The sequence below is a fragment of the Bacillus sp. SD075 genome (assembly GCF_017355165.1).
In the GTDB taxonomy this organism is placed as follows: domain Bacteria; phylum Bacillota; class Bacilli; order Bacillales; family DSM-1321; genus Peribacillus.
This window is the reverse complement of sequence record NZ_JADILK010000048.1, coordinates 15215-34389: the sequence shown is the minus strand read 5'-3', so window position 1 is coordinate 34389 and position 19175 is coordinate 15215. Positions and strand designations below refer to the sequence as shown.

Annotated in this window: 15 protein-coding genes, 1 riboswitch and 1 other annotated feature; of the genes, 4 read left to right on the top strand and 11 right to left on the bottom strand. The window is 42.0% G+C overall.

The window, feature by feature from the left end; all coding sequences use genetic code 11:
- Positions 1-113: 113 nt before the first annotated feature.
- From IOC57_RS21625 to IOC57_RS21600, 6 genes are all read right to left on the bottom strand, one after another.
- Complete coding sequence (locus tag IOC57_RS21625) at positions 114-1097, bottom strand: ketoacyl-ACP synthase III (RefSeq protein WP_207440626.1); 984 nt, start codon at positions 1095-1097, stop codon at positions 114-116.
- 573 nt (positions 1098-1670) lie between these two features.
- Positions 1671-2675 (bottom strand): ABC transporter permease, encoded by a 1005-nt coding sequence (locus IOC57_RS21620; protein ID WP_207440625.1) that lies wholly within the window; start codon positions 2673-2675, stop codon positions 1671-1673.
- 1 nt (position 2676) lies between these two features.
- On the bottom strand, positions 2677-4179 hold the full coding sequence (locus tag IOC57_RS21615; RefSeq protein ID WP_207440624.1) for a sugar ABC transporter ATP-binding protein: 1503 nt from the start codon (positions 4177-4179) through the stop codon (positions 2677-2679).
- A 55-nt stretch (positions 4180-4234) separates the two neighbouring features.
- Positions 4235-5347, bottom strand: coding sequence for a sugar ABC transporter substrate-binding protein (locus tag IOC57_RS21610; protein ID WP_207440623.1), 1113 nt, complete (start codon positions 5345-5347; stop codon positions 4235-4237).
- A 115-nt stretch (positions 5348-5462) separates the two neighbouring features.
- Positions 5463-5568: riboswitch (SAM riboswitch) on the bottom strand.
- 95 nt (positions 5569-5663) lie between these two features.
- Positions 5664-8405: a GTPase domain-containing protein gene (locus tag IOC57_RS21605; protein ID WP_286185101.1), complete on the bottom strand. Its 2742-nt coding sequence runs from the start codon at positions 8403-8405 to the stop codon at positions 5664-5666.
- 497 nt (positions 8406-8902) lie between these two features.
- Entirely contained in the window at positions 8903-9076 is a 174-nt protein-coding gene (locus IOC57_RS21600; RefSeq protein WP_164468807.1) for a hypothetical protein, read from the bottom strand.
- Positions 9077-9283: 207 nt separating this feature from the next.
- Positions 9284-9530: a binding site (T-box leader), on the top strand.
- A gap of 98 nt (positions 9531-9628) precedes the next feature.
- Between IOC57_RS21600 and brnQ the strand changes: the two genes are divergently transcribed.
- From brnQ to rluF, 4 genes are all read left to right on the top strand, one after another.
- Positions 9629-10963, top strand: a complete 1335-nt coding sequence (gene brnQ / locus IOC57_RS21595; RefSeq protein ID WP_207440622.1) for a branched-chain amino acid transport system II carrier protein — start codon at positions 9629-9631, stop codon at positions 10961-10963.
- A 119-nt stretch (positions 10964-11082) separates the two neighbouring features.
- Positions 11083-12015, top strand: a complete 933-nt coding sequence (locus tag IOC57_RS21590) for an aldo/keto reductase (RefSeq protein ID WP_207440621.1) — start codon at positions 11083-11085, stop codon at positions 12013-12015.
- Between the two features lie 174 nt (positions 12016-12189).
- Positions 12190-13089 carry a DMT family transporter gene (locus IOC57_RS21585; protein ID WP_207440620.1) on the top strand — a complete coding sequence of 300 codons (900 nt, stop codon included), beginning with the start codon at positions 12190-12192 and terminating at the stop codon, positions 13087-13089.
- A 108-nt stretch (positions 13090-13197) separates the two neighbouring features.
- A complete protein-coding gene (gene rluF, locus IOC57_RS21580; protein WP_207440619.1) occupies positions 13198-13905 on the top strand; it encodes a 23S rRNA pseudouridine(2604) synthase RluF in 708 nt (235 codons plus the stop codon).
- Positions 13906-14081: 176 nt separating this feature from the next.
- Here the strand turns inward: rluF and IOC57_RS21575 are convergent, their stop codons facing one another.
- The 5 genes from IOC57_RS21575 to IOC57_RS21555 form a co-directional block, all read right to left on the bottom strand.
- A complete protein-coding gene (locus IOC57_RS21575; protein WP_207440618.1) occupies positions 14082-15050 on the bottom strand; it encodes a sugar phosphate isomerase/epimerase family protein in 969 nt (322 codons plus the stop codon).
- A gap of 21 nt (positions 15051-15071) precedes the next feature.
- Positions 15072-16112, bottom strand: coding sequence for a Gfo/Idh/MocA family protein (locus tag IOC57_RS21570; RefSeq protein WP_207440617.1), 1041 nt, complete (start codon positions 16110-16112; stop codon positions 15072-15074).
- 17 nt (positions 16113-16129) lie between these two features.
- Positions 16130-17152, bottom strand: a complete 1023-nt coding sequence (locus IOC57_RS21565) for a Gfo/Idh/MocA family protein (protein ID WP_207440616.1) — start codon at positions 17150-17152, stop codon at positions 16130-16132.
- Positions 17153-17165: 13 nt separating this feature from the next.
- A complete protein-coding gene (locus IOC57_RS21560; RefSeq protein WP_207440615.1) occupies positions 17166-17894 on the bottom strand; it encodes a ThuA domain-containing protein in 729 nt (242 codons plus the stop codon).
- 222 nt (positions 17895-18116) lie between these two features.
- Entirely contained in the window at positions 18117-19151 is a 1035-nt protein-coding gene (locus tag IOC57_RS21555) for a LacI family DNA-binding transcriptional regulator (RefSeq protein WP_207440628.1), read from the bottom strand.
- Positions 19152-19175 lie beyond the last annotated feature (24 nt).

The following is a 19175-nucleotide window of genomic DNA, read 5'->3' as shown; positions in this document are numbered from 1 at the left end:
GACACCGTACCTATTAGTACGGTGTCTTTTATTATTTTAATATCCTTGTTAACTTAAACTGTCCCTTTAGATAAATAAGAACAAAGCGGTTGATCAGCAGCAGAAAAAAAGGGTTACAGGGTCCAATCGATAAGCAATCCTGCTTGTGCTAATCCACCACCGAAACCATATAATAAAATCTTTTCACCATCACTGAGCTTTCCTTCATTTACTCCTTGGTCTAAAGCTAATGGTATCGTTGCTGAAGAAGTATTTCCGTACTCCACTAAGCTATATAAAGTACGCTCAATTGGAAAGCCACTTCTATCACATATTGACTCAATCATTCTTAAATTTGCACTATGAGGTACAAACCAATCAACATCATTCAAATGAAATTCAGTATTTTCCATCACAGTTTGCATTCCTTTTGGAACAGTAGTAACAGCCCATTTATAAACCTCACGACCATTTTGTACAAGGTTACCGCTATTATTCAAGTCTTCACCATTTATACGTGTCGATAGGTTTGTACTATATAAATTTTTTCCGCCTTCTCCTTCCGAATATAAATGTGAAGAAATAAAACTTGGCTGTTTTTCATCATATTCTACAAGAACTGCTCCTCCACCATCCCCAAATAAAATACAAGTGGCTCGATCTTCATAGTCCATAATCTTAGATAAAGTATCAGCTCCAATAACAAGAACTTTCTTGTTTAACCCAGATGTTACTAAACCGTTAGCTACATGCAATCCATAAGTAAATCCTGCACAAGCGGCGTTTAAATCAATAGCTCCAGTATTCTTAATACCTAGCTTTGCTTGGACTAAAGAAGCTACACTTGGAGTATTGAAATCAGGTGTAAAGGTACAGACAATTATCATATCAACATCTTCGACAGATTTATCATACCGTTCCATTAAATCCTTTACAGCTTTATAACTTATATCACTAGTAAACTCTTCTTCATGTGCAATTCTTCGCTCTTTAATACCAGTACGCTTAACAATCCATTCATCATTGGTTTCAACCATCTTTTCTAAGTCCTTATTTGTTAACCTTTTTTCTGGAACATAAGAACCTATCGCAGTAATACGTGCTTTGGATTTGAACATAAAATAACCACCTCGTGTTATGAATTGCATCAATTCTATAACTGATATTAATACCTGGTACTAATTATAAAGTAAAAAAAATCTTATGCAACTACCGGTCCCTTTAAACCCATAAGAAAAAGAGCTGAACGACAAAGATTGGTCGCAGCTGATAATATAAGAAGATTCTGCCCCTAAATAGGAAGGTGTATCGTAGCTAGAACACCCTGTTAACCACTTTGATAGTTTTCCAATGATATGTTTTCCTTGAATTACCTCCGTATTCGTCTCTTGTGGAATCACTCATCGTCTCCTTCTTTAGTATAGTAAACTACCCGTATCTTCTCTTCTTCCCCTTTACTTACATTTTAAATAAAATCTTTAAGACTTTGTTAAGTTCTCTATAAAATTTTGCTATCGGGGATCACCGCTTATACTCCTCCAATGAGGGAGCAAATGTCCTCCTGTCCCCATTTTAGCGAAAGTAAAATGATGAAGATGCGAAAATTCATATCCATGACCCGTCCCTTTTAGAAAAGGAAAAATCCTGTTGCATATCCAACAGGATTTTATCAATCTTCAAAATCTGTCATTTTAGTGTTTTTGTTTGTAATAGGTTACCGCGAGCGCAAGGGCCAGCACTGTTCCTTTGACGATATCCATCGCATAATACGGAACGGACATCATGATTAGCCCATTTTGAAGGATTCCAATCAGGACTGCACCTACAAAGGTTCCAAAGGCATTCGGTTTTCCCGCTCCTAAAACGGAGGAACCAATGAAGGCTGCTGCAACGGCATCCATTAAATAGGGGGACCCCGAATTGATTTCAGATGTCATGACCCTTGAAGCTAGAACAATCCCCCCGATTGCAGCAAATAGAGCTGAAAGCAGGTAGGCAAGGATTTTGTATTTATTAACCGATATCCCGGAAAGTCTCGCTGCTTCCTTATTTCCTCCGATAATGTACATATAACGGCCGTGCTTCGTATAAGTTAAAAAGATATGTGTCGCTATCACAATGACTGCCATGATCAGGATTATCCATGGTACCTGGCCAATTTTGGCGAAAAACGGGCTGATCAGTCCTGATGCGAATGTTCCGTCGGGCATGACCATATTTTGCGAGACCGTGGCCCCCTTGGTATAAGTAAGGGCAATTCCCTGGATAATGAACATGGTGGCCAATGTCATCAGCATGTCGGGAATTCTTAATTTAACGATCATGAATGAATTCAAAGCCCCTACGACAAGTGAGGCACCGACCGCTGCCAATATGGCGATAAATGTATCCTGGGAAAACCAGACAAACACTGATATGACGATGGCATTAGCCAATGATGCTACGGAGCCGACAGAAAGGTCGAAGCCATCCACGGTCAGGGATATCGTAATGCCGATCGCGATGATGGTCACGATTGAAATGGAACGCAGGATGTTGATCAGATTAGTAGTTTGAATGAAAGATGGATTGGACACGGCAAAAATTCCAATCAGAATGATAATCGTCAATATTGTGCCATATTTATAGAAAAAGTCGAATAGCTCCACCTTTTTCTTCGCTTTCGCTGTCTGTGTAACAGGAATGGGTATGCTCATTCTATTTTCCTCCTGTTGAATAGAATAATAGTTCTTCTTCATTCGTTTTGTTCGTTTCTAATTCGATGACATTGCTCCCGTCATATAACACATATGTCCGGTTGGTAATGCCAATGATTTCGGAAAGTTCGGATGATGCATAAATAATCGCTTTCCCATTCCTTGCAAGCTTTGCAATCAATTCGAATATATCCTTCTTGGCTCCAACATCGACCCCTTTCGTTGGTTCATCGAATATGTATACATCCGCATCGGCCATAAGCCATTTTCCAATGGCAACTTTTTGCTGATTACCACCTGAAAGGTTTTCGACATTCGCTTCCCCTGAAGGAGTCTTAATGCCAAGGCTTACGATCATTTCTTTCGCTCTTTCCTTTTCCGCTTTACGATCCACGAAGCTGAACGTCTTGCAGAATTTGTCGAGACTGGCTGCAGTCAAGTTCGCCGAGACTGATTCCTGGACAAGGACCCCTTCTTTCCTGCGTTCCTCAGGTACAAGTGCCAGACCGCTTTTTACTGCTTCATACGGTGATTTCAAAGAAAGCTTTCGACCATTCAGGATGACTTCTCCCGCTGTGATCGATGTATGACCAAAAAGGGTTTTACACAGCTCCGTTTTCCCAGCCCCGACCAAACCTGCCAAGCCGATTATCTCGCCTGCTTTAATATTCAGGCTAACATTCTTCACTTTACCGGCATCTGACAATCCCTTCACTTCCAGAATTACGTCGCCAATCGAAGTATTCACTTCAGGAAACTGTTCATCCATGGTTTTCCCGAGCATGTTCTCTACCACTTCGGTACTGGTTATGTCCTCGTTTTTTCGACAAGTGACACGCTTCCCATTTCTCATGATTGTAATTTCCTCACAGATTTCAAAAATCTCAGGCAGACGATGTGAAATGAAAATGATTCCCACGCCTTTTTGCTTTAATTCATTTATAATTCGAAAAAGTTCTGTGGTCTCCGTATGGCTTAACGGAGCAGTTGGCTCGTCGAGAATCAGGAATTTGCATTCTGTCGAAACGGCTCTTGCTATCAGGACCATCTGTTTTTCAGCCAAAGTAAGATCTCTTACCAGCTTTTTCGAAGGGACACGAATTTTCATATCTTGAAGAATATAATCGGCTTGATTGTGCAGCTCTTTCCATCGGACTCTCTGTTTCCCCCCCATGTTTTGGACCATATCATTCAACATTACATTTTCCCCAACCGTTAAATAAGGGATGAGGGCGGTATCCACTTCCTGATAAACAATTTGAATGCCTTGTTCCTGAGCCGATTTTGGCGAGCGGATATCCCGCTTCATCCCATCAATAAAAATGTCACCTAAATAATGAACATGGGCTCCCGATAATACTTTCATTAACGTCGATTTCCCTGCTCCGTTTGCACCGACCAATGCGTGTGCTGTTCCTGATCGTACGGAAAAATCAACTTCACTCAGCGCCTTTACCCCCGGAAATTCAATTGAAATCTTCTTCATTTCTAGATGTGTGCCCATGTCCATTCCCCCTTATTGAACAGACACTCCCTTACCGGAAAGAGAGTGTCTCTTTTTACTTTTTATAATGATCTTTCAAAACCTTCATCCATTCTTCTTCAAATTCCGTCGATACACCCCAGCCTTCGACAATACCAGACAGGTTTGCCATGTTTACCGCTTCTTTTGAAGCTTGGATTTGCGTTTGTGAAATAAGTGATGCCTCCAGATCATATGTTTTCGGCGTTTCTTCACCCGCTAATTTTTTAGCCAATATCCTCATATTCACTGCACCTATCAACTTGGGATCGACTGCTGCCGTGTAGGACCACGAACTATCTGCTGTTTGGATTTCCTGGAGATCTGCATTGGATACATCAATTCCATATATCTTCACTTCATCGCGGCCCGCTTCTTTAATCGCCCTGGCTGCACCGATTGCAAAGGCATCCCATGTTGCGAAAATGGCATCCAATTTACCTTTAGGGTATTTATTCAGCATTGCGGCTACGGCATTTTGTGTCTGAACCGAAGTATCAGCAGATGCCACTCCAAATCTTTCGACTTCTTTAATCCCGGGATTTTCTTTTAATTTTTCCTGATAGACTGCATTTCTTCTTACCATTGGAGGAAAACCGTCCACCCAAAGATATGCAATTGCCGCTTCACCTTTCTGTTCTTTTATCAGTTTATCAAAAGCCAGTGTTGCCAATGCTTCATCATCTTGTGAGGTTAATGTCACGCCTTCTATTTTAGATAGATCGCTTATTGAATCGAATGTGACAACGCTTTTACCTGCATCAACCAACTTTTGAACGTCATTCACAGTTGCTGCATCATCACCATGGGAAATGATATAGCCGTCGTAATCTTCCTCCAAAGCCTGCGCTATCGCATCATGGAATTTAGCCGTATCACCGTTAGCTGTATATGTATCCACTTGAAATCCCAGTGCTTCTCCCTCTTCTTTTGCCCCCGCCAGATATTGGGCCGTATGGTCATCACCGCCAATTTTACGAATCACTTTGATTTTGGCTCCATCCCCATCAGCAAATCTTTCCGGAACATTTTCAAAAGATACTTTTTCTTCTTTCTTCGATTCTGTGGAACTCTGTCCCGTAGAGCAACCCGTTAAAAGCAAAGCCGAAGCGATGGCTGAAATGAATATCCCTTTAATAGACCTTCTCATCTTGTTTCCCTCCATATTTTCGTATTATTCTTATAAGTTAAGTTGGTGTAAATCCCAAAATAAAAACCTCTCTAATATAGAGAGGTTTAATCGGCTGTTTTGCAGACTTGTCCCTCTCTTATCTGTCAAAACATTTCTGTTTTGCAGGATTTAGCACCAATTCCTAATGGAACGGTTGCTGGGCATCTTAGGGCCAGTCCCTCCGCCACTCTTGATAAGAGATATATTGTTTTACGTTTTCGTAATTAACACTTTATAGGGATATAGTCGTAAAGTCAATAGATTTTTGAATATTTCAAATGTTCCCTGTTATTTTTCATTTTCTTTGAAGCTGGGCTAGACGCTTTTTCTCAATTTTTTCAAGCCTCTCCAACTGTCTTAATTTCACTTCGAACAAAGTGATCGGGTCACGGTAAACTTCCGGATTTTCTTTCATATGCTCCAATGCAGCCTGGTAGTCTTTAATTTCAGCCTGCGTTTGCTCTATCGTTTTTTGAAGTAAGGCAAATGAACTGCGATAGAAAAGTGAGATGTCCCGATCCAAAGATTTTTCAAACAATCCAAATTGGGTAAGGAAACGTTCCGTGATCATTTCGGCAACATCCAAATAATCTTCACTTTCCAGGTATTTCTTATAACGATTATACATATTGGCTTTATTTTGCGGTATCGCTCCAAACAGCTTCCCTGCTCCTTTAAGCAGCAATTGTGATGGAGTCCTGCGCAAAAGGATATTAACGTTTTCGATGCGGATACTGCTTGTCATCCGGTCGGCATCACGGCGCCAGTCATCCAATACCCTGAAGTCACCTGCCAGCATAATCCTTTCTTCTTTGTATAATTCATTGAATCCGGCACTCATCTCATCCATAAACTGTTGGCTTTGTGAGAACTCCATTTGGGAACTGGCAATCCAGTCTTGAAGAGAACGGTAATATTGAGGCATGATCTTATCAGAAATGAAGTTTTGAATCCGCTCATTCATTTCCTGGTTTAACTGTACATGGACCTGACTGAAATCACTGCTTTCCGTTAACGATTTAGAGCAATCCCTCAGTAATTCAGGAATTTTAGTAGAAAGCTGATTTTTCACTTCATCCTTAAGCAGACGATACGACCTTGTGATATTTTCACTTTTTTCTTTTTCCAAATCAGCCAGTTGATTGACCGCCCCATTCAGCTTGACTTCCATCTGTTCATTCCAAGAGATGGAATGCTCGCATTTCCGCTCATTGGCTGCACGTTTTTCTAACAGATAAGATAAAGTCCTACGAATGAAGGCTAGGATTTTTTCAGATCTTCTTTCCTTCCAATTATCATCTTGATAATTCGATTGAAGGAAGGCTGAAAGGTCCTTCAATTGCTGCTTGCTGTCATAAAGTTTGGAGAAAGCGAATACTTTCGCATTCGGGAAATAGGCATTCACTTTATCCCATGTTTCATCTTCCATCCGGACTGCGACCTGATCACTGTATATTGTGTCCATTTTATTTAATAAGAAATGAATCGGCAGTTTCGGTGCCATCATTTGAATTTCCAATAACAGATCCCGTTCGCTGCCAGTGAAAGGCGCCCGGGCATCAAGAACGAACATCAGACCATCACTGCCATGTAAATAGCCTTGGAAATCGGATTCCACACTTTTTTCCCCATTGAACCCCGGTGTATCCAATAATCGCAGACGGTTATTTCTTAGATAGTCACTGATGATCGTCACATCGACAATAGTCCCGCGCTGGCGGCGTGTTTCATCCAATTCAGTTAGCTCCATGACAACTTTTCTATCTGTATCGGTAATTTCAAGGATTTCCAAATCATCCCCGTCTTTGACACTGACTAGTGACGAATGATCTTCAGCGGCAATGCTCTCGCCAACAATTGACTGAATAAAGGATGTCTTGCCATTTCCTGTACTTCCTACAAGAAGAAGATTGAAATTCCCGGTATCCTTTAGCCCCTCGACCATCCATTTAAGCTTATTGCCAACCCTTAAATCATTATCTTCAGCCCACTGGATAATGGAATTGAACAGTTTCTCTCCCGCTTCCAGTCCGCCTCCCAATTTAGGAGATTTCGAAAGCAGGCTTTCCGCATCCTGAATGACCAGCGCATTGATCGTATCCGGGAAGATTTCATTCCAGGACAACGCTGATGCCGCCGCAAACAGCGAGAGCTCCCCATCCGCGATTTTGAGCCAGTTTTCCAGCAACCTTGGCACAACAGGGCTTAAATCTTTGATTAGGTGCGTTCCTTCTAACAGACCTGCATATGCATCCCTGTAATAGACGGAAAGCTCATCCCATACATCCGCATGGTTTAATTCGAGGGTATCTATCAAGTTATTAATCACTCTTAGCCATTCGAAATAAGAATCCGTATATTTATAATTTTTCCACAGGGCAACCGTCACCTTTTCGAACCGTTCCTGGTCGAGTGTGTATAGCGAACCAAGGACAGTTGAAAAATAATCCGGTTCCATCGATTGGGCAACCCCCTGCTGGATATACGTTTTCAGCACATCGAACCAGCCCATTGATTCTGTACGGATACTTTCATTCGCCGCTAATACCACTGCACTGTTCCAATCCTTTTGTTCTTCAAAAAAGGCACGTGCGATTTCCGTGACATTCGGGTAGTCCGGTTGAAACTCGACTGCTTCTTTCACGACTTTGGAAGCCAGGTCATTTCTCGATTCCACTATGTACAGGGAAAAAAGCTGCAAAAGAACCTCTGTTTTCAAGACCGTTTCATTCGTATCGACGGATTTATAGATATCCTCTGCGGTTGAATACATTTCCAGTTCAAAATAAGCATCAGCGATGTTTTTCTTCGCCCATGAACCAAGCTCCCCTTCTATGTTTTCCCATTTAAAAATGGCTGCTTCATAGTCATGATGCTGAAAATATACTTCTCCTTGTGCAAATCGAATTGCGGTTAAATCCGCTCTTTCCTTTTTTTGTTCCACGAGAAACATTTCACCCAAAGCTTGAATGGGATGCTTCCTTGAATCCTCAATCATCGTTTCATAATATTTTTTCCCGATCAGCCGTTCGTCCATCTTTATTCCCCCGATATATTTCATATTTTCAATTAAAGGATCATCACTGATTCTATAAGCCCTTCTAGTAGACCTATCATTCAATTTATAGGTTCCTTTAGTTAAAATATTATTTACAAAACCTTAAAATATTATTTTAGCAAAACAATATGGTAACAACATGTCACCACTCTTACAATTTTAAAACAGAAACAAACGGAACTGTAATGTTTTTAACAAACCGATACAAAGATGTCATTTCCATATTAGAAAAAAAATGTTTTTTCTAGTTTTACCACATATCAGATAGAAGTGAGCAAATCATTCTTTATGCCTCTAAATTACCAGATGCCCAGCCCTTCAACTACCTATAAAACGGTAAAAAACAAAATCACTCTGCCTCACCCATTACTAAATCCCTATTTTTACGTTCATATAAAAAAGCAGTACCCTCATTCATGAAAGGTAACTGCTCTCTGATAAGCTCCGAACAGTCGTTGTCCTTTGACAAATTAGGATTATACCCCTGTACGCTTACGTTGGTTATTCGGCTTTTTTGTCAACTGGCTTTTAAGCTGTTTCGTTTTCTTCACAACGCCTGTTTCCAGTTTATCTTTACTTGATCCCGCTTGCTTTTGAGCCAGTTTTTGTTTGACTGCATCCGCGAGGCTTAATTTTTTATTTTCAGACATACTGTTGTCTCCTTTAGTGTACTGCCTTCTATTATAATATAGTTGCGATTAGAAAGATAATAGGGAGTAATATCCTATTCTTTTTCAAAAAACACTCTTGATAAAGGAAGTTTCGCCAACTGGGGACTAATTTCCTGCTCCTTTAAAAGGATTAATGATAAATTATGTTGACTTTATAATCTGAATTTGCTAAATTATCTTTATATTATAAAATCTATGAAGAGAAAGAGTAAGATGAGAACCCTGTTCCACAGAGAGTCGACATGTGGTGGAAGTCGATGTCCAAGGCCTATCCGAAAATCATCTCTGAGATGCAAAGCTGAAAATGCAGTAGGCTTTGACGGGTTTCCGCCGTTACAATGGATCACGTATGAATTCGTACGTTGACTGAGTGCCGCAGCTTCTTTGAAGTGCGGAATATGGGTGGTAACGCGAGCACAAACTCGTCCCTGATTTTCAGGGGCGAGTTTTTTATTTGCAAAAAAACACTTTAATTTGCCTTTTTCAGGCCAGTCGGCGAGAGTTATCATTTTTTAAAAAGGAGAAATCACCATGAAAAAAACAGACACATTATTTATCGGCCTTATGCTTTTCTCAATGTTCTTCGGAGCGGGGAATCTCATATTCCCTCCATTTTTAGGAGCATCTTCGGGAACTTCTTTCTGGCCAGCCATTGCCGGTTTTGTCGCCACCGGAGTCGGCCTGCCAATTTTGGTGCTTCTTGCAGTCTCCCTTGTTAAAGGCGGGGCACAAACCATCGGTGCCCGTGTACATCCTTTATTCAGCACGTTGTTCATGGTGGTCATCTATTTAAGCATCGGGCCTTTTCTGGCCATTCCACGGAATGCGAATGTTGCCTATGAAATGGGCTTCAAGCCGTATCTTGGCGACTCAATGAATCAATCAATATTTCTATTCATGTTCACTACCATATTTTTCATCATCGTTTATGCCATTTCATTGAATCCAGAAAAAATGGAAACCTTCATGGGACGCTGGATCACACCCGTTCTACTATTGTCCATGGTCATTCTCTGTGTCGTTGGGTTCGTAAAGCTTGATGCTCCATTCCAGCCTCCAACCGAAGCATATGCTGCAGGATCATTTTCGAAAGGGTTCATTGAAGGTTACAACACGATGGATGCCCTAGCTGCCTTGGCTTTTGGGATCGTCATCCTTACTTCAATCCAGCAAAGGGGGATTTCCGAACGAAAACAATTGACGAGATATACAGTAAAAGCGGGGCTTATCGCTGGTGTTTTGCTTTCTTTAGTTTATATCTCCTTAGGAGTAATGGGAGCACGCATGGCAGCTGATGGGTCATTCGAAAATGGAACGGATATCCTCACCGTCGCATCCATCCTTTTACTTGGAACCGGCGGGAGGGCCCTTCTCGGCATCATTTTCACTTTAGCATGCTTCACCACAGTCGTTGGATTGACGACTGCTTGCGGACAATATTTCTCAAAACTTTTCCCCAATCTGAACTACAAAACCGTCATTCTGATTGTAACAATCGTCGGTTTCATCCTTTCAAATATGGGTCTGAATCAAATTTTAAAAGTCTCGGTACCATTCCTTGTGATGGCTTATCCGTTAACGATCGTCCTGATTATCCTGACATTCTTCAGCAATCATTTCAAAAACCCGAAGAAGGTTTATCGCAGTGCAATGACTTTCACGGGAGTTTTCGCCTTGATAGATGGACTGAATGCATTCGGTTTACAATTAGGACCCGTGCAAACCTTGAGTGATGTCCTTCCCCTTTCTGCCTACGGCATGGAGTGGATCATCCCTGCTCTCGTCGGTACAGCCTTTGGCCTTCTGCTCAGTCAAATCGGACAAACGGCACCAGCTGAGGAGTTGGAAATCGATACATTATATTAATGGAGGAAGCAGGTGATTTTACGGATCATCTGCTTATTTTTCACACGCCACCATTGCTTTATTTTGGAAATCCACATCCACTTTTTGTTATGATGGGGTCAAAGGAGATGATAAGTAATATGTCTAAACAAACCCGTATTGGTAAAACAGATCTTTTTGTTAATCCGATTGGTCTTGGCACGAATGCAATTGGCGGACATAACCTATTCCCTAATCTAAGCGAGGATACAGGAAGGGATATTTTGAGAACGGCATTAGAAGAGGGAATTACCTTTTGGGATACAGCTTACATTTACGGTCCTGAGCGTTCAGAAGAACTTATAGGTGAAATCCTTAAAGAGAGTCGCAAACGCAAAGATATAGTCCTTGCCACTAAAGGGGCACACAAATTTGTCGATGGCAACATCGTCTTTGATAACTCTCCAGCTTTTCTGCAAAAAGCCGTGGACTCGAGTCTAAAAAGGCTCCAAACAGACTACATCGACCTATTTTATATCCATTTCCCTGATGATGATACCCCTAAAGATGAAGCAGTAGGTGCCTTGAAGGAATTGAAGGATGCAGGCAAAATCAAGTCAATCGGCGTCTCGAACTTTTCATACGAACAATTGAAAGAAGCGAATAAAGACGGATATGTCGATGTCCTGCAATCCGAATACAATCTATTCAAACGGGAGGCAGAACAAGACCTACTGCCATATACAGCCGAAAATAATATTTCCTTCATTCCTTATTTCCCGCTTGCTTCCGGTCTGCTCGGCGGCAAATATAATCAGGAATCAACATTCGAGGACGGCCGGGCAAAAAGTCCGCTTTTCAAAGGACAAGCCTTTGTAAGCAACCTGCAAAAAGTGGAAGAAGTACGGGCAATCGCCAACAGGAAGCATACCGATGTCGCCGATGTGGTACTAGCTTGGTATTTAACTCGGCACTCGATAGATGTACTGATCCCCGGAGCGAAAAAACCAGAACAGGTCACACGCAACTTACAAGCATTGGATGTCGATCTAACCATGGATGAAATCGCCGAAATTAGTGCCATTTTCGCTTAATATAGATGTGAAAAGGCTGTTCAGGTCAATTTGAACGGCCTTTTCTTTTTCTTTATTTGTACTCTGTGGTCCATCCTTGAACAAAAATTGACTACTAAGCTCCCTATATTGCATAAGTACTTCTGTTTTATTTTATTCAGTGAATATTCCACCAATTAAGGAAGAGGCAGTCTGATGAAAAAATCTATTGTTATTTTATTTCTTATCTTGGCAAATTTGTTTTGGGCCGGTAATTACATTTTCGGAAAATACGTTGTGACCGAACTTTCCCCGATCCAACTAACATTTATCCGATGGCTAATAGCTGTTTTCTTATTGTTTCCTTTAGCCCAATGGATTGAAAAGCCAGACTGGAAGGGTGTATGGAAAGCCTGGAAATTACTATTAATCATGGGTGTGCTGGGAATCATCAGTTATAATTTTTTCCTTTATTGGGCTCTGACCTATACAACTTCCATGAATGCCGCTCTTTTCAATTCCATGAACCCTGCCTTACTTGTTCTTTTTTCCGCATTGCTGTTAAAGGAGAAAATTTCATCCCTCCATGCACTCGGACTTATCATATCCTTATTCGGCGTTTTATTGGTCTTGACAAAAGGACACCTTCTGGATATTTTCCAGCTTAATTACAATAAAGGCGACTTATTGATGATCCTCGCGATTCTCGTTTGGACCTTCTATTCAATAATCGGTAAAAAACTGAAAAACATTCCGACCATCTCAGCTACTGCCGTTTCCGTATTTCTCGGGTTGATTCTCGTCGCTCCATTCGCCATTGGGTCGGGAATGGACCTTGAGTTAAGCAGTACAGCCATCACGGGTCTCTTTTATATTGGAATCTTCCCGTCTGTCGGTTCCTTTATCTTCTGGAATATTTCCCTTCGTCATATCAATGCCAGCCAGGCTGGGATTTATCTAAATCTGATTGCAGCATTTACCGCCATTCTTAGCCTGATTTTAGGGCATGCGATTACTATCGTCCAAATCCTAGGAGGTCTCCTTGTCTTCTTTGGCGTCTACCTGACAAGCAAAAGGAAAAAGGAAGATCCGGCAGCTGTCACGAAGAACATGTAATCCAGTAATACTCTTCAACAATGCATTCTTGGCTTTTCCCCTTGTCTATGCACCATGATTTACGTTATCCTTTAAAGAAGAAAATCTGAATGTAAAGGTGTGCTATAGTTGAGGATCAATAAATATATCAGTGAATCCGGAATTACCTCGCGACGGGGCGCAGACAAATGGATAGCCGAGGGCCGTGTGACGATTAATGGCACTGTGGCTGAGCTCGGCAGTCAAGCTGAACCCGGTGATGATGTTCGTGTAGATGGCAATCCGATAAAAGTGGAACAGCAAAATGTCTATATTGCACTGAATAAACCGATAGGGATTACAAGTACGACGGAAAAACACATTAAAGGGAATATCGTTGATTTTGTAAATCATCCGCTTCGTATTTTTCATATCGGACGGCTGGACAAAGACTCAAGCGGTCTGATCCTCCTTACAAATGATGGAGACATCGTAAATGAAATCCTTCGTGCAGAAAACAAACATGAAAAAGAATACATCGTAACCGTGGATAAGCCACTTACCGCTTCCTTCATTAGAGATATGTCATCCGGAGTGGAGATTTTGGATACGAAAACACTTCCATGCAAGGTTGAACAGTTGACCAAATATACATTTAACATCACTTTAATGCAAGGATTGAACAGACAAATCCGCCGTATGTGCTCTGCACTAGGCTATGAAGTCCGTGATTTGCATCGAATCCGGATCATGAACATCCATTTGGACGGACTAGCGATCGGACAATGGCGTGATCTAACCGAGGATGAATTGACGGAACTATTTAAGGAGCTGGATTATACTCCAAGGCGAAGATGATAATAAAGATGCCCCCAAATATCCGGGGGCATCTTTTTTTAATTTCAAAAGAGTTTTTCCAACAATAATTTGCTTTTTTATTCGTAACTTTGCAATTTACTCGTATGTTACTTTTTCACAAGTTAGGGTCAAAATAAAAAGCAACCTGCAATAGGCTGCTCGTTATCGGCTACAAACTATACCCACCATAAATCAGTTGGGCTTTCGTTGATGAGTACAGTTTTCAGATTGGTTACGGCCCGTTGAAATCCTTCTTCAACTGACATCAGCGGATCTTCATGTTCAATGCTGACGACGTAATCGTAACCGTATGTTCGTAGGGCGCTCATGATATCGGACCACTCTTGCAGGCTGTGGCCGCATCCAACAGAGCGAAAGTTCCAGGCCCGGCTCTGGATATTTCCATATGGCTGCATGTCGGTTAATCCATACATATTGATGTTGTCCTGATCCAAGTATGTGTCTTTAGCGTGGAAGTGGTAGATTGCTCCCGCTTTCCCTAGGATTTTGATGGCCCCGACTGGTTCGATGCCCTGCCACCAAAGATGGCTTGGATCAAGATTGGCGCCTATTGCATCAGATGTAGCTTCCCGCAGTTTTAACAAGGTGTAGGGTGTGTGGACGAGAAAGCCCCCATGCAGTTCAAGTCCGATTTTTATATTGTGCTCATCGGCTATGGCGGCTGTTTTTTTCCAATAGGGGATCAATTTTTCTTCCCATTGCCATTTCAGCACATCAGTATACTCATGCGGCCATGGGGCGACAGGCCAGTTTGGATATTTAGCTCCTTCGTGATCACCAGCTGTACCGGAAAAGGTATTGACGACCGGGACGTTCAGTAAGGATGCAAGCTTGATTGTTTTAATCAGTGTTTCATCACTTTCTTTAGCGAATGCTTCATCTGGAGAGATTGGATTGCCGTGGCAGCTGAATGCACTGATTGTTAATCCTCTTGTTTGAACGGATTCGAGGTATTTTTGACGTTTTTCTTCACTTTCCAGCAGTTCATCAAGCGGACAGTGGATATTTCCTGGATACCCGCCTGTACCGATTTCAACTGTTTTTAACCCGGAATCCGCGACATAATCAAGCATATCCTCGAATGATTTTTGAGCAAATAGCACTGTAAAAACCCCTAATTTCACAAGCCCCACCTCACCTTTTCATTAATTTATGCTCATGACCTTCCCACTTGCCGAGCTTCGATAAATGGCTTCGATTATTTTTGAAACTTTCGTGGCTTCCGATGGTTTTACCAATGGTTCCGCCAACCCCAGGCAGCTATTAATGAAGTTCTCTGCCTGCTGCAGGTCTGGTGTATCCTCCCCTGGCATCCATACTGCCTCACTATTTAGAAGCATGCCGTGCTTAGCCTGATTCAAGACCAACGGGAACACATCAAGTCCGCCCTGCGTTCCGGATAAACTCAAAACAGTTGCTTCTTCACGGATATTCGCTGCCCAAGATGTTTCGAATAATAGAGATGCCCCGTTGGCAAATTTGATATATGCCGTTGCATGGTCATCCACCTCAAATACCGAGGCATCGAAATTCCCCCATAAATTGACCTGATCGACACCCTTACTGACATAATTATATGTCGAACCTACGATTTCAATCGGTTCTGGGTCATCCATCAGCCATAACGCCAAATCAAGCAAATGGCAGCCGTAATCGATCACGCTTCCCCCGCCTTGCAACTCCTTGCTTGTAAACACTCCCCAGCCAGGGACTTTACGCCGTCTAATTGCCTGTACACGCGCTACATATGGTTCACCTATTTCACCGGCCTGAATCATTTTCTTTGCAGCCTGGGCTTCCTTCATGAAGCGGTAATGATAAGCAGTCGATAAAACTTTACCCGATATGTTTGCAGCCTCGGTTATGGCTATACATTCCTCCGTCGTGATGGCCATTGGCTTTTCGCATAACACATGTACACCCGCTTGCAGAGCAGCAATGGAAATCTCCGCATGGAACTTGTTTGGCGTTGCAATCGTTACGGCATCCACTTCAGCAAACATTTCTTCATAATTGGTGAAAACCTTCTCGATATGAAATTCACGCGCCACTTCACGCGCCTTCATTTCATCTATATCCTGGATGGCGTATAATACCACCTTATCTTGAAATTTTTGAAAAGCTGGGATATGCCTTTTTTGGGCAATTCCGCCAGCACCGATAATACCCATTTTTAATTTGTACATGATGACTTTTAACCCCTTTATAAGCGGATGATTTTTCGGGATGCATTTGATTCCATCGCGCCAAGAATGACTTTGAGTGATTTTAAACCTTCAACTCCTGAGACAAGAGGTTCCTTATTGTCCACCACACATTTTACAAAGTGGCTGATTACTTCGGAATCATGCTGTCCTTCTGAGTCATTAGTCTGGATGCTTCCTAATTGGACGGTTTCTGTCCTTCCATTATCATGATGGATGATCAGTGAGTATTTCGGATCGTCTTCAAGGCGCAATACCGCTTTTTCCGCATAAATGACTGTAGCATTGTCTTCTTTTGCATAAGACCAGCTGGCGGTAAGAGTTCCGATGATACCGCTCTCCGTCCGGAGGATACATGCCGCACTGTCATCGACGTCTGTATTTTTCTTGGCAGTCGTTTCCACAAAGGCTCCCACTTCAACAAATTCTTCACCAAGGATAAAACGTAATAAATCAGCTTTATGAACGCCTAAATCGCCCATTGCACCAATGACTGCCTGATCTTTCTTAAAAAACCAGCTTTCCAGTCCGTCCACGCTCCAGGTTTCCGGCCCTGAATGTCCAAATGCCGTCCGGAAACTATAGACCTTCCCTACCTTCCCGCTCTCAATAAGCTGTTTCGCTTTTTGATGTGAGGGAACAAAACGCTGATTATGTCCAATCATTAGTATTTTGCCACTTTTAGCTGCTGCTGCATTCATTTTTTCAGCGTCCGCCAAAGAAGTAGCCATTGGTTTCTCACAAAGGACATGCTTACCAGCTTCCAAGGCTGCAACTGTGATGCGTGCATGCAGGTAATTCGGTGTACATACACTGATCGCTTCAATCTCCTCATTCTTCAAAAGTTCTATATAATCAGTATATGCTTGCGCGCCATACCTTTGTGCGGCTGCATTCGCCCGGTCGAGCACAATATCACAAACGGCAATGATCTCAGTTTCCCTATGTGCATCATACTCCGGAAAATGCCTGTTTTTTGCGATACTCCCGCATCCAATGACTCCTACCTTCACTTTGCCCATTTTGTTCTCTCCTTCACTTCATCTCTTTGCCTGAGATGGATTCCAACGGTTCGGCTTTCCCATAGTTCGTTACCATTCCAAATTCCGGCTTGACCCAATCAACGGCATTCTTAATTACTTTTTGAATCTCCGGATTATGGTAGGTAGGATAGGTTTCATGACCTGGACGGAAGTAGAAAATCCTCCCTTTTCCCCGCTGATACGTGCAACCGCTTCTGAATATTTCCCCTCCTTCAAACCAACTGACGAATATTAATTGATCTGGTGCAGGAATATCAAAATGTTCCCCGTACATTTCTTCCTTCTCAAGCTCTATATATTCTCCGATTCCATCAACGATGGGATGGCTGGGATCGACAACCCAGAGCCGTTCCCTTTCATCCGCCACCCGCCATTTCAAATCACAAGTCGTACCCATTAATCGTTTGAAGATCTTTGAAAAATGACCAGAATGAAGGACGATGAGCCCCATTCCCTCGAGTACTCGCTTTTGGACCCTTGCAATAATTTCATCCTGAACTTCATCATGGGCAACATGCCCCCACCATAGAAGTACATCAGTTCGTTTCAGTGCTTCTTCAGTTAACCCATGCTCTTCTTCATCGAGAGTGGCCGTCGTTACCTCGACCTGCTCACTTTGTAAAAACCCGGCAATTGTACCATGGATTCCATCAGGATATACTTCGGCTACTTCAGGCTTTGTTTTCTCATGGCGAAACTCATTCCATACTAGGACTCTCATGAATAACCTCCTTCATTCAAGATTCATTTCATGGCAACTTGCTTTGTATGTGTAACTAATACCTCTTTATTCGCAAACGTTTGCGTTTGGGTTGATCAAAATATAAGAACATACTTATCGACTCCAGAAAGTATGAATTTTCAAAAATAGTAGTGATAATCTATATTGTAAATTTATGTTATCAAAAATCAAGCTTTAATTGGTAAAACATTTCTACATTTTTCATTTAATTTCCTTTTTGGCAGCAAAATGCGACTCACGCTTTATGATTTTGGTAGGAATCATAATGCTCTTTTCCATCAATTCCGGATTTGCAATTAAATCGAACACGCATTTTGCTGCCTCATACCCTAACTGATACGTATGGATATCAACCGTTGTCAGCGGCGTACTTAAAAATTCTATGAATTCTGAGTGGTTAAAACAGACGACGCTTATTTGCTGTGGGACTTTCAAGTTCTTTTCAGCTAACACTCCCAGCAATAGAACACCCAATAAAAGATCCATAACCAAAAAAGCGGTTGGAGCCTCTTTCAATTCCAGCAATTCGTCAATGGCGTTAATTCCATCCGTTCGATTTAAAGGAATCAATTTGATATATGCCTGTGGTACATTCAATCCGGCCTGTTCCATCGCATGTTGAAAGCCTGTCAAGCGGTCTTGAATCACCTCAAACTCGGGACTGCCCCCTAAGAAGGCGATTCGCTCATGTCCAAGACTGAGTACGAACTCCGATACTTCCCTGGCCGCTAGAACATTATCGTTATCAATGAATGTGATACCGCTCATATTCATACTGGGCTTCCCAATCAAAACAAACGGGAAGCCCTGCTTTAATAAATACGGCACCACTTTATCTTCCTTTTTAGAGTATAAAACAATCATTCCATCCACTCTTCTGCCCTGAACCATTTTCACGACATCCTCAAAGATGGTATCCTCAGTCTCGCCGGTTGTCAGAGAAAGACTGTACCCTTCTTTATTACAGAAATCCCCGATGCCTCGAATCACTTCTGGAAAAAAGGGATTATAAAGTGATTCCCTCGCCGAACTTTTCATAACGATCCCAATGGCCTTAGTTGACTTCGTGACTAAGTTCCGGGCATTTTCATTCATATGATAGCCCATTTCCTTTAATACCTTGCGTACTTTACGCTTTGTCTTTTCACTGATTGTCGGGCTGTTATGGATTACACGCGATACCGTTGATGGAGCGACATTCGCTTTTTTTGCAACGTCCTTTATGGTAACAGACAATTTCATCAACACTCCCCATTCACC